General features: G+C 48.3%; 9 protein-coding genes. 1 reads left to right on the top strand and 8 read right to left on the bottom strand.

Annotation, left to right across the window (positions count from 1 at the left end; translation table 11 throughout):
• Window positions 1–15 precede the first annotated feature (15 nt).
• The gene (locus tag JUJ53_RS24760; RefSeq protein WP_204153430.1) at window positions 16–279 is read left to right on the top strand and encodes a DUF1902 domain-containing protein; all 264 of its coding nucleotides are present in this window, start codon (window positions 16–18) and stop codon (window positions 277–279) included.
• Between the two features lie 59 nt (window positions 280–338).
• Here the strand turns inward: JUJ53_RS24760 and JUJ53_RS17960 are convergent, their stop codons facing one another.
• The 8 genes from JUJ53_RS17960 to JUJ53_RS17925 all read right to left on the bottom strand — a co-directional run bounded on the left by JUJ53_RS17960 (window position 339) and on the right by JUJ53_RS17925 (window position 13,046).
• Window positions 339–920: a Uma2 family endonuclease gene (locus JUJ53_RS17960; protein WP_204153421.1), complete on the bottom strand. Its 582-nt coding sequence runs from the start codon at window positions 918–920 to the stop codon at window positions 339–341.
• A gap of 96 nt (window positions 921–1,016) precedes the next feature.
• Window positions 1,017–3,311: a caspase family protein gene (locus JUJ53_RS17955; RefSeq protein WP_204153420.1), complete on the bottom strand. Its 2,295-nt coding sequence runs from the start codon at window positions 3,309–3,311 to the stop codon at window positions 1,017–1,019.
• 87 nt (window positions 3,312–3,398) lie between these two features.
• Window positions 3,399–3,749 carry a CHAT domain-containing protein gene (locus JUJ53_RS17950; RefSeq protein ID WP_343327984.1) on the bottom strand — a complete coding sequence of 117 codons (351 nt, stop codon included), beginning with the start codon at window positions 3,747–3,749 and terminating at the stop codon, window positions 3,399–3,401.
• A 193-nt stretch (window positions 3,750–3,942) separates the two neighbouring features.
• A complete protein-coding gene (locus JUJ53_RS17945; protein WP_204153419.1) occupies window positions 3,943–7,491 on the bottom strand; it encodes a CHAT domain-containing protein in 3,549 nt (1,182 codons plus the stop codon).
• A 458-nt stretch (window positions 7,492–7,949) separates the two neighbouring features.
• Window positions 7,950–8,609 carry a hypothetical protein gene (locus tag JUJ53_RS17940; protein ID WP_204153418.1) on the bottom strand — a complete coding sequence of 220 codons (660 nt, stop codon included), beginning with the start codon at window positions 8,607–8,609 and terminating at the stop codon, window positions 7,950–7,952.
• Window positions 8,606–11,017, bottom strand: coding sequence for a CHASE2 domain-containing protein (locus JUJ53_RS17935; RefSeq protein WP_204153417.1), 2,412 nt, complete (start codon window positions 11,015–11,017; stop codon window positions 8,606–8,608). Before JUJ53_RS17935 ends, JUJ53_RS17940 begins: the two co-directional genes overlap by 4 nt.
• Before the next feature lie 38 nt (window positions 11,018–11,055).
• Window positions 11,056–12,162 (bottom strand): DUF1822 family protein, encoded by a 1,107-nt coding sequence (locus JUJ53_RS17930; RefSeq protein ID WP_204153416.1) that lies wholly within the window; start codon window positions 12,160–12,162, stop codon window positions 11,056–11,058.
• Window positions 12,162–13,046 (bottom strand): hypothetical protein, encoded by an 885-nt coding sequence (locus tag JUJ53_RS17925; protein ID WP_204153415.1) that lies wholly within the window; start codon window positions 13,044–13,046, stop codon window positions 12,162–12,164. Before JUJ53_RS17925 ends, JUJ53_RS17930 begins: the two co-directional genes overlap by 1 nt.
• Window positions 13,047–13,162: the final 116 nt, after the last annotated feature.

The raw sequence follows: 13,162 nt of genomic DNA, 5'->3' as shown, positions 1-13,162 counted from the left end.
TGCTATGCTTAAACCATCCGTCGTTTCCAACATCAACCTCGTGCCCCGCCCTCGTTTCAAATCACTGCAACTTGGGACACCACGGCTGCCGTTTGGGTCGTCACCAGCGATGACATTCCCGGACTAGCCACCGAATCTCCCTCCCTAGACACCCTGCAAGACAAACTGCGGGTGATGATTCCAGAACTGTTACGCCTCAATCAGGTTATTGCTACCGATTATCGAGGCGCGATCGCCTTTGAACTGATCAGCCACAAGCATGGCGCGATCGCGTCATAGGCAACAAGATGGTGGCAACAAAATGGTCAAACCGCTCACCCCCAAACTGACATCGCTCCTCAAGTCAATGGAGTTGGCTCCAACGTCACATCTTCATAGAGTGCATCTAGATTATCCTGAAACGCAAGGCTCTGTAACTCAAAGGTTTCATCCGTTGGATGATAGGATTGCAGCACCCATAGCCCCTCCGAGTTACGCCGAAAACATTCCACCCGTTGATGCTGAGTATTAATCAGCACATATTCGTCCAGCGTATCGAGGGTTTGGTAATCAAAAAACTTATTGCCGCGATCGAAGGCTTCTGTCGAAGCCGACAGCACCTCTACAATTAGCTTCGGAAATCGCTTGTAGGTCGGGGTTTCTGCGTCCCGCTCATCGCACGTCACCACCACATCGGGATAATAAAAACAGTTTCGTGTCTCGACCCGTAGCTTCATATCGGCAATGTAAACCCGGCAGTCTGTTCCCCGCACATGGCTGCGGAGCATGGCAAACAGGTTGCCAGCGATCGTCACATGGGCATCCGTCGCCCCGGCCATCGCATAGACTTCACCATTGACGTACTCATGCTTGATGGGGCTTTCGGCTTCAAGCCGCAGATATTCATCGGGGTCAAGGGGGCGTTGAGACGAAGCAACCATTGTTTTCACCATTGGCATCTATCTTGATTGTAGTCGAGGAGCGATCGCCCTCCAGTTTATCCACACTGAAATGAGAGAGCGATCGCCCCCATTCAATTATTCCGACTCCTCCCGAATCTCGATCATCGTCGAGAATGCTGCTAACACATTCGTATCTATCGGACTTTGTTGACTCATATCCACAACACCAATCGTGGCTGGGTCACTGCTACGAGATATGTCACCCACATCCCCTAGCAGATCCCCCAAGACCCGTAAGGGTTCATTCTCCTGAAGTTGTAGGAAACCTCTGGATACACCACGGCTACGCGCCATGTCTTCTAACCCTCGCAATACATTCCGTAAGGGCTCGGTGCTGACGAGGGTAATCAGTTGAACAACCCCTGACCCGCTGACCGCAAAAGCACTCTCATCTTCTGGACGAGGAACAGTTAAGCTACTCTCCGCTTCAATCAGAGAAGAATCTTCTGGCGCTTCAAAATCAATGGGGTACAGCGTAATCAAGTTGCCGCCCGCATCGATAGCCAGGCAACTCATATACATTTCTCGGTCTTCTTGGTTGTCGATTTGTATCTGAATCGCCTCTCCGGTTCGAAAGGCTTGAGTCGCCACGGATGGCGACTGAAATGGATTACCCGACTGACGACCAGAAATGGGTACCGATGCCCCGCTGGCAGCAAAGACGTTGCCCTGAATGTTGAGGTTAGAACTGGTGGTGGCGATACCGTTTAAGATCTGACCCACGAGGAATAACCGGAACTGGGGACGTAAGCGACCCACAGCGGCGATCGCACTTTCATTGACCCGCCCAAAGGTATTAAGCACCGGTGATAATGCGGGGGTAAATAATCCGATGGTGTTAATGGGTGGCAGATCAGTTTCTCCTGCTTCGGTAAGTTGAGCCAGCAGGTCTTCAGTTGCCTTACCCAAGATATAATCCAGCGATACCGGATCATCGGGGTCAACATCAACGACCTCCAGACGATTGACGCTATCGGCAATCAGTGCGTCGTTCAATGCTGTCCGTGCGGATTCGGTTTCATCGCCAAGGGATGGATCAAGTCCCAAGATAAGCTTGGGATTCAGGGGAATGCCAACCACTCGTTCCCGCAGCAGTTGCCCGGCCTGAAGCTGGGACGGATCGCCGTTTAAGACTCGTCCGGTGGCGGCTAATCCCGATCGCGTTTCTTGCTGGATCTGAAGTGGATCGCCGTCGGCTTGCAGCAGGATCTCATTATTGGCATCGAGAACGGTAAAAATCGTGTCGGTGGAACCAATATTTTGAGAGGAGATACCACCCAACCAAAATGAAATTTGGGAGCCGGTAATGTCGGTAATCACCGCTTCAGCACTGGGGCGCTCTGGTTCAACAAAATACAGCGGCTTTTCTTGATTATCGGTGCCCGGTTCATATTCGATGATCGGATCTTGGGGATGACGCTCAGCCAAGACGCGAGTGCTGCGGGCAAGGTTGACGTAGGTGGTGCCGGCGGCTTCGCTGCCCGATAGTTGCCATAGATAACGAGTGAGCAGATAGGAAAAGGCTCCAGCACTAAAGCCATCAAATGCATAATCGAGGGCAAGCTGTTCCCGCCGGGCAGAGCCGATCGCAATGCCGTTAGCAATGCCTTCAAGGCGGGCGGCTTCAAAGGCTGCTTGGCTAAGGTCAAGATGAGTAACCAGTTCTTGCTGCATCTCGAATTCTTCAGGGCTGGCTAAGAAGGTGCGGCTAAAGTCTCTGACTTCAGCGCGGACGACTGTATTGCCTCGCGTTCCGGCTCCAGAGTGGCAGCTATCCAGCACCATGGTGACGTTATCGGTGTCGATGGCGCGGGTCAGCAAAAAGAGCGATCGCCCCATAATATCTTTAACCGTGATCGTTGTGTCTTGTGGGTCAAAGGCGATCCGATCGTTGGGAACCAGAGTGCCGTTTAGGTTACAGTCTCTTGCTTCACGGCAAGCTTCGGAATCGAGCGGGGTGGGATCTTCGACGCGGGAGCCATGACCAGAATAGTGAAATACCACCACATCGCCAGGGTGGGCTTGGGCAATTAGGTGTTCTTTGAAGGCGCGGATAATATTGTCGCGGGTAGGGCGCAGGTCTGAGCTGCTGGCGTTGTCCCACACTTCGACGATATCGCCGGGGTTGAAGCCATAGCGACGGATCAGCAGTTCCCGCTGCATCTCGACGTCGTTGAGGCAGCCACGCAGGGAACTTGCACTCTCGTATTGATTGATACCGACCAGCAGCGCCAGCTTACGGGGGGTGTCTTGGGCTAGCACTCGTCCGTAGCGGTTGGCCTGACGCAGGAAGTCAAACTGGCTCAGACCAATGGTGGCGAGGGTGGTTCCGGCGGCTTGCAGAAAACGGCGGCGATTGAATTGGGGCATGATTCACTCCTCTGGGTGGGTTGATAACTTGCGTCTCATGATACCTATTGCGATCGCTACGGAGGCTATGCACGGTGAGTTTCTTTACTACAGCCCATTGCCAATCAAAATAAACGGTGCCCAATAGTAGGGGTGGGCCAGGTCAGTGCTGCGCTCTAGGGGTTGTCCGGTGCGAGTATCGATAATGTTGATAGTAGCGTTGCCGCGATCGCCCTCTAATACGGTTTCATCGCTAGTAATCAGGGCAATCTGCGCCCGCTGCAGTGCCTCAGCTTTGCTGTAGCCGTTGTTTAGTGCCGCATAGAAGGCATCCATCAAGACTTGGGTGCCACCATCGCTGACTTGCCAGAGGGAGGCGATCGCCGCTGACGCACCCGCTTGCTGCATCAGATAGCCCAATCCAAGAGTTTTTTCTGCGCTGCCCAATTCCTCACTCACGGCAATCTTGTAGACACTTACCGCGATTTTCAGATCTATAAGCCACAGGGAAACATCAAATAGTGGCTTCTCAAGCTGCCAAACTGTGTGGGTTACTCAAGCGGCAATTGCTGTAATAACCAGATTGACACCGTGCAGTTGCTGCTGATCCAGGTCAAAGGTCAAAGAGGGTGAGGCGATCTCCATCCCCTAATTATTGTGCTTCTCCAGCTATGGTGAAAGCTGCCCAATTCACAGGTTCAGGGTAAATTTGCATTGTATCCAACATGGCTAGACGTAATGCTTGTGCTTTACTGGCGCCCTCTTTCCAATGGGTATAGAATTGGGTCATCAGGAATGCTGTTGAATCATCAGGAACCTTCCATAGAGAGGCAAGAACGGTTGGAACTCCAGCCTGCATAAAAGCACGAGATAAAGCCATCACCCCATCTCGATTCACGTCTCCACGGCCTGTATCACAAGCACTGAGAACAACAAGCTGTGCCCTTAAGTCCATGTCATTAATTTCTTCTGCAGCTAGAAAGCCATCATCTAGTCTCCCTTCTTCAGGATGCCATTGATAAGTCATAGGGGCATTTGGATCAGGGGCTAAGGCAATCGCACCCGATTCCTGATAGAGAGAATCACCTGTATGCATCAAACCATGTGTAGCCAGATGAATAATGGACGCTGTTTGCATTTGTTCAACAACTTTGTGTTCTTTTGCCTCTTCTCCTATCAACGGGCTTGTCCTAAAAAGATTTGCAACGCTTAAAGCCTCTGCTTCAGCCCCAGGTAAGCTTGATAGTTGTTGTGGAAGCTGATTTTCGGAAACAGAAAGAGAAGGCATGGGAGAAGGATTCCCAACAACCAATACTTCTGACGGCAAAGTCTCAGCTAGATTAAATTCTTGAGAATCATAAAGTTGATCAAATAAAGCCAATGCTTGGATTGAATGCGCTGTGTAGACAGGATGTCTCTCAACAAAATATTGCCCACGTTCATCAACAAGTGCAGAAAATGGAACTAGGAAAAGCTCAGATTGAGGAATAAATAAGATTTTCGTCTCTGCATCCTCTGGAAGATACTCTTCAATAGGCTTAATTAGTAAATTATACAAGGCTCTGAGGTTTTGTCTTTCCCTTTGTGCAGATTCACTACTCTCCGAAGAGGAAATGACAGCTATATGGGCAATATCCCTTGTCTCGATAGCTTCACGACTTACATTAATTAGATTGAACAAGGAATTTTCATGATCTTCAAGATTAACTTCATGAAAATAAATTTCACCCGAAGGTTTTGTGATCCAAATATACAAGGTACTATTATACTCGTCAATATCATTGATCGAATAGTGAACGATAACTGTGTTCTCTGTCTGAGCGACCTGACGAACAGCAGCTAAATCAATTGTCTTTCCAGTGAGTAAGTAATTAAGCTCGTCACCACCATCTTCTTGCCATGACCATACCAAATCATACCAGTATTGAGAATTTAGCTCTTCGGAGAACTCTTGTTGTAAAACTTGTTCTTCTAGCTCTATAACCAGACCAGTCGAACGGCTTCTTTCAGAAACAATGAGTGCATCTTCTACAGCACCACTACTGACGAGCTTTTCCTGCAAAGCTAAGTAAGGGAAATATGATTGGAAATTTCCATAACGTAGACTGTCCCCGAATTGGCGATCTCCAAAAGCAACATATTCAGGAAAATAAAAATCTCCTGCATCTAATCGTTCTATATTATCAATCACTTGGTATAAAGTTGATTGAGATCCTTCATCATTAGGCGTGCTCAGCAAAGAAATAGACAAACCAGTATAAGGCTCTTGTAAACATAAAAGAGTAGATGCGTAAGATCCAAGGTTATTTAAGCAGGTATTGATTGATATCTGGAATACTGCATTCGCCTCACTGTATTGCCTTAAATCTAGATAAGCTCTTCCCAGGTGATAGGAGAGCATAGACAAAGAACTTGAATTTTCTGCTTGAGCAGCAGAAACGAGCTGCTCAAGTCGGGTAAGCGTATGATCAGTGCTGACATGATCCTGCTTTTTATCATAAAAATAGACCAGATTTGCTAATGCCTTTGCCTCACCAGATAAGTCATTTAGTTCATGGGCTATATCAACCAACCTCCAATGTTGAATAATAGCTTCATCTATCCCTACTTGCCCTAGATAAAAACTCTCTAGTTCATCTGGAATTTCTGATCTTCTACCTAATTCTGCTAACTCTTGGTTTAGAGAAATTATGTGCTCATACTGAAATGCTGCTTCATCATTTCTATTTAGTTCTCTATAAAGCCTAGCTAACTTTGCGGTAGCAGCTATCTCATAGCTCATATTTCCAACTGATTGCCATATTTCAATGATCTTTTGGTACCCAACTATTGCACTCTCATATTGTTCTCGTTCAATATAAAAATCAACTAACTCCTGGTGCATATCAGACGCTTGTGCAAAATTACTGGAAGCAAGTGACTCTTCAATAGCTTCCAAATAAAGAGACACAACTCCTTCATAATCTTCAGTTTCTTGATAAACTCGTGCCATACCTCGTGTTAAATCTGCATCTGCTAGTCCATTCACATATCTAATTTGTTGATATCGAGCGAGGGCTTCTTCGTTCTGTCCGACGGCATGATAAGCTTCGGCCAAGGGCTGAATGGCACAAGCCTCATTACTGCTTATGCTTGCTAATTGTGAAAATCGAAGACTCTGCTCATAATTGAGAATTGCTTCTTCGTATTGCAGGGCTTCTAAGTACAAGGAACCCATAGAACAATAAATAGAAGCCAAAGAATCATAGTCTCCTAAACTTTCCTTTATTTCTGCAGCCCTTTGATAAAAGGAGAGCTTAATATCAAGCCCACCATAGTACCATCCATTGAGTATAGACATCGTCCCTAAAATACTATCTACTTCAGCTTCAAAATCCCCTAATTGCCGGTAAACTTCTGCAGCTTGGCTGCGGTAGTAGATAAATAGATCATGATCTGAAAAGAAGGTACGATACCAATCACTCAGTCTTACATAAAAGTTGGACTCACCTTCCCAATCTTCTCTTTCACGGTGTAAAATTGAAATTTCCTGAAGTAATACTTCTGCCTCATCACGCCGTCCTGCCTTTTCAGCCATAAAGGCCATTCTTTCCATGACGGAAACTCGTAAATCAAAATCATGGACTTGAGTGTAGATTTCCTGCAGCCGTGGCAAGTCTGTTGCTCTCACCTCTCTAATGCGGTCAAGGCAAGTAGTAACTGCTACTATTGCCTCCACCTCTTGGTCAATATCTCCGAGTTCTCGATAAAGTAAAATTGCCTGGTCAATATATTCGACACATTCCTCTGATTCTCCAGGATCAAAGATATAAAAGTATCTTCCTAATCTTTCAAATGTTTCAGCTACAGCAGGTATATCATCAAGGCTTTGATAGATGGATATTGCTTGCTCGCACTGGTCTACTGCTTCGTTGAATCGTGCAGCACCGACTCTATAGGCTGCACAAAGTGCAACTCTTGTATCTGCTTCTTGGCGTCTATCTCTAGTATTTTGAGCTACTTCTAATGCTTCTTCTAGTAGTGGTAGAGCCTCATCAGGACTTCCAGCTTGTAGAAATTGGTTCCCTTGCTCTAACAATCGCCTGCTTTCAGCTCTGAGTACTTCAATAGAAGGTTCTTGAGAGATTGCAACTTGATTATTACCCAGTAAAGTTGAGGTGAGTAAGGCTATAAGAAATATGACTAAAAATTTTTTATACATTATGGAGAACGAAAATCCTAAGACTATCAGTATCAATCCACACCTCGCCCATTTTGTCAATGACAAATCCTAAGATGCAGCAATTCTCAGTATGGAAATTCCGCTCAAGTTTATTGAGAATAGTATCAATAGCCTTGTCTGGAAAGTTCATTCTTTCATTCTGGGTTGCTCAACCAGAAAACGTTTCTGGTCAAAATGAGAATTGCTGCCTAAGATGTGTTAATTCAACATGATTAATTCAAAATTGGAGGCGATCGCATCTCACACTACAATTGCTACACACCTCAGATATTGATGAATTGAGTAGAATACTGCCGTCGCACGCCTGCTGATTACTGGGAAACCGTTATCTATAAAGCTGGAGCACTTGTCCAGTTGAACAGTATTGATCTAGAATTTGCGATCGCCGAACTCTATCAGGGATGAGATGGCTAATCGCAAATTCTGTTGGTAAATTTCTACCCCGAACAGGCAGACAACATCACTAACTCTTGATAATCCAGCAACTCCTCAGACGGATTCGGAACCGTAAACGCCACCCGCATCGCATCCGACCACAGCCCCCGCTCGGCAAAAAAGGTGATGCGCTCCAACACCTGTTCCTCGGGCAACAACCCTGCCGTTTGCCATTCTTGTTCTGCGGCTTCTAGCTCTATTGCAACCTGCTCATACTCATCATCCGACATCACCTCAAACGGAATAACTTGTGCAGCACTCATCGTGTCACTATAGGCTACCCATTGGTAAACTTGCCCTCGTTCTAACGACGTACCCACATAGCTAATCTGAGTTTCACCACTGACGGTTGCACGAAATAATGTGTAGGTAAAAGAAATAAATTGAGCATCACGAGACTGCACCTCCACCGTCCGCATCGCCCCTCTCGGATAGTTTTTCCAGAGAAAAAAGGGGCGATCGCTCCACACCTGCGCCACTTCAACCCCATCTGCAACCGGAGTAATCAGGCAAGCCGCATCACTCGGACGGGTAATTCCCGGTTGTGGTGGCGGCGTTGGCGTGTCATCAGCGATTCCGGGTAAAGGGAAAAGCGCGATCGCCCCTGTTCCTACTGTTAACCCTACCGTTGCAAGCCACTGAATATAAGTAGTTTGTATCATGATTCACTCCTCGATTTACTTTGGTGTAACTGATTACGATGTACATGAGAACCGATCATCAGGAAAATTGTTATCACGGGAAATACAATGGGCAGCAGCAATGCTACTGACGCAAGATATAACTCCAAACTGAATAGACTATAGGCGATCGCGCTACCCGCTAATCCAGCCCACAACAGTAGATAAAAGTAACGTTTTGGCGATCGCGCTTGCCGTAGGAAAAGCGTCAGGGATTTGCTTATCAAGAACGCCACCACCACCATCCATGTATCTGGAATTGGCACCACAAATCGCTGCGTTCTGATCTGATGAAATAGATAGGCATGGTGTTCACCCCCCGTCATCAGCCGATGGGGATTACCGTCCTGTCGATACCAATACTGCATCGCAAGTGGAGCTTTGAACGAGTCTTCACCGGGCTGCAATCCAGCTTCTTCATAGCCGCCCGATGCAATCATCACCGTTTGCCAATCAGATAAGTCTAGCGTCTGCGATCGCTCAATCACTTGCCAGGCAGGAATCGGTTCATAGACCTGTTGCGGAGGAATTGAAAAGTCAGTGATGGGGTGTAGCCAATATTGTCCGCCGAGGGTTCCATAGGCAAATTGGGAGATGGGCTGCCATTTGAGGCGTGGATAAATAGTCTGAGCTTCATCGGTTAGAGTCGATTGAATACAAGGGCGATCGCCGTCTAATGCATCAAACGTAGATAGGGTGAATGCAAATAGATAAATATCAGGTTTGCCAACCATCAACGGCATCCGATGAGATGGCCCCCAAGCGCGAGTGGCATTGCCGTGAATACTGTAGTCTGGATTGGCTAATTCAGGTGGAGCTTGAAGCCATCCTCCAGTCTGACTCGGAAATGCACCAAAGATTAGACAAGATCCCCGCTCAGCCGCCGATTGGGTTGCCTGGATTAGAGCCGATTGTTCCTCATGGGCACGGTCAAGTAGATAATCAATGGCGATCGTTTGTGTGCCAGAATTCGATAACTGAGTTACCAAATCTGCAAGATATTGCCGCGACATGGGTTTTGGCTCAATAATCTCAGCTCGTTGGATCGATTCATCATCAATTTGGACAAGTAATAGTTGGGGTTTGGGTTCTGGCTCGATGCGCCCTGTCCATTGCCGATAGCGGGCTTGCATCAATACGCGCTGATCCAACAGTTCATTTTGCACTGGGACTAGCCAACTCAGAAGCAGCATGGTCGGTAATATTGCTGCCTCATAACGAGTAGGGCAAAGTAACCGCAGGCGATCGCGCCAGGTTTGCCGATGCAGTTGGAAAACGGGAGCATTAGGATAGCGAAAAATACTAGGAATCAGATATGCCGATGGGTACGTTAGATTCACATCGGTTTTGAAATAGTCACAGGTATGAATGAGCGCTTGGTGCAAGTCCTGCTGATTACCCAACTCCTGTAAAAACTGAATCAGAAAGGCTTGGGCAACCTGGGCGTGGATCGGTTCACGCATCACCACCACCTGACTCACACCCAAGTTAATTAACGTATCGGCAATACTGACGCCGTTGCAGGAATTGAAGACCGCACACTGCAAGCCATTTTGTCGGGCGATCGCCAGTTGTGATTGAATTTCTTTGATCTGAATAGATATACCGGGAGCAATGCCCAGTTCACCACCAGTTAGATCCGTATCGTTACTGTGTCCGGCAAAAATCAGCATATCCCATCCCTGTGGGTCAGCGATCGCATCGGCAATTTGTTGTTTGAGTTGGGGAATGGTGAGGTCAGGATGGTAGCCAATGGGTGGCGGAATCTCGGCGAGGTGACGCAGGGATTTCTGTACCTGGTGCCAATCCGCCTCGAAGGTATGACCGGGATCGTATCCCAAGATGGTTAAAATACGAGGGCGCGATCGCGGTTTAGAACGGTTTGCTGAGGGCGATCGCACGATGGCAGGACAACGGGCAATGCGTAGATGTCCGCCCATTCCGCCGACTTCCCAAGCTTCCCAAGGCAGGCGCAGTAGTGAGGTTGGAGTGGCAGTTAAGAATATATCGATGGCGGCATCATCGGAGGCTGATTGGCGGCTAGCTCCCGCTAGGGTGGACTGGATATCATACAGTTCGGGGCTGCGGAGCCAGCGATGAAAGGTATAGAGCAGGCGGGTTTCGGCTTCGATGAGCTGCGCTTGCCAGTCGATAGTGGGGGGTGCAAAGCTGCCGCTACCCGCCGATCGCCCCCGAAAGGGTGAGTTTTGTGATGGGCTAGGCAATGGCTGGGTTTGGCTATAAAAACTAAGATAGGCTTGTTGCCAGGTTTGATAATGAGTATCCAGCACCGATGGATAGGGAACAGTGGCGGCTAAACGCTGACCCGTCCCCCAGGTCAGTTCAAACAGGCAGTCTTGCTGAATGGCTTGAATCCGAAGTTGAAACATGGGTAGTCTGCGACGATAATCTGATTCGAGTATCTTATCTAATTGCTGGAACTGGATTCAAAGGTGAAGGGCGGCAGGATCATGGCGGAACCATTAGGCAGTTGCACGGTGACGTTAAAGCGTTCGGTCGGTTCGCCAATTACTTGGGCATAGAGATAGGTTTGATTGGGTTGGTTGAGGATCGGGGCTTCTAAAAGTTGCTGGTCGTCTCGAATTTGCAGACTGACGCCATAGGGTAGTATACCATCTGGTTGTCCACTCAGGATCACTAACAATGTCCATTCGTTGGAGGGTAAAATCCAAGCGATCGCATAGAGCCGCATGGAAATGCCTTCAAAATGGATATAGCGATAGGCGGCGCAGGTCGTATCTGGAATCTCTAGCCCCTCGTCGGTCAGTTGGGCGATCGCATGGGTCACGTCTTCCAAGGGCGATCGCACGGCACGGAATCCATAGGCAGGTTGCAAGGGTGGTAACAATGTCCAGTTTAATTGCTCACTGACCTGATTCACAACGGGAGTAACCGTTTGAGTAAACCAATTCCAGACGTTAATCACCGATTCAGTTACGGATGCTGATACGGGTGATTCAACTGTTGAGTATAACCAGCCTGAAACGGTCGATCGCAATTCGAGTAGTAGCGGGTTCACATCGGCTTGGAAGGTGTCAGTCGAGATAAAATATCCGTTTTGGCGATCGAGCGTTGCCGCCGTCGAGCAGTGGGATTGCAGTTCAGCACTGGGCTGGTAGCCTTGAATCAAAACTTCACCGAGTTCTTCTAAAACTTCAACCCAAACATAGTGAGTTGCGGAACAATGGGCGATCGCTTCGGGAATAAACAGGGTGGGATCATAGAGCGTTTCGGTGGCGATTGGAATCAGTGTCGTATCGTCAATAGCGATCGCTCGAATAGGGTCTGATTCATTAAATATGATGGGGAGCAATCGCTCTGATAAAACGGAATCCCGCTGCGCTAGCCAGTTTTCCAAACCCATGCTGGCTAAATAATGCAGATAGGCTTGCCATTGGCGATCGCTATCCTCAATTTCGGCAGTGGCAGCGATCGCCTGATCCAATTGCGCGTCGGTGAGGGAAATGCGATCGATGGGTAAGTGTCGGGCGAGGGTGGGAGTAACGAATGACATTAGACAGACCTCTGAAGTTTGACATGATGGCAGATGCAATCAGTAAGCGGGCTAGACGTGCGGTTCACCGTAGTGGACTCGGCACGCGCCGCATCAAATAAATGAGCAATTGATACGCTGAGGGCTTCTGTAATTTTAGGCGTGAGGGGTTGATCGTTGGGTAAGACGGCGGGCAGGCGATCGCGCAGATTTAGGAATAGGGTATGCTGAATGTCGGTGCGGAGGGCATTTAGGTTGAGCAACCGCGAGACTTGGTACTGTTTTTGCAGGCCGATGTATGTCGCGATCGCGCCCATGGACTGTTGTTCGCAGTGGAACAGATAAAGTGCTGTCAGAAACGCTTGGTCAGTGGGCGATCGCTTACGGCGATGGTACTCTAGTCGTTCATCAATGACCCGCTCAACGGAGTCATTCAAACAGCTTTGTACCAGTTGGCGGTATTGTTGCAAAAAGTCCTGGGTGGGGTCATCATCCGGTTCGGGGGCGGCAAGTTCACGGGTATTGGCGACGGTCTCGAAGGACTGGACTTTGGGCGATCGCAGTTGACGGAGTTGTTCGGCAAGGCAATGTAAGTTATCTAAGACATGGTTAGGCATTTGGCCTGATTGACCGATTTGGGTAGCAATTTGCTGAAGCTGAGCATCCGTTGGGGGTAGGCATCGGGAGCGGTTGCTCCGACGCTGCAGGCGATCGCGGCGGTAAACAGCATGGTAGGCAGATAACAATGTGACCCACTGCTCGATGTCAACCGCACTGGCGCGATCGCTTAGGAGTCGTCGGAGGCGATCGGGGGTCATGGCATTCAGGAGCGCCCAATCGCTGGTGAGGTAAATGCCGCATTCCTGTTGTAAAAACCGAGATAGTTCCGGATGGCTAATCACCATGCGATTCGTCCAGGTGCTTAGAGCTGATTTATAAAGTAAGCCCTTAAGCAGCCAATCGCTTTACCATCAGACGAATCAAGGAACCATAAATCATGGACTCACTCACCTCTGGGTAA

Source organism: Leptolyngbya sp. CCY15150 (genome assembly GCF_016888135.1).
Lineage (GTDB): Bacteria > Cyanobacteriota > Cyanobacteriia > RECH01 > RECH01 > RECH01.
Note: the sequence above shows the minus strand (reverse complement) of the source record. Positions and strands in the feature narration are given on the sequence as shown.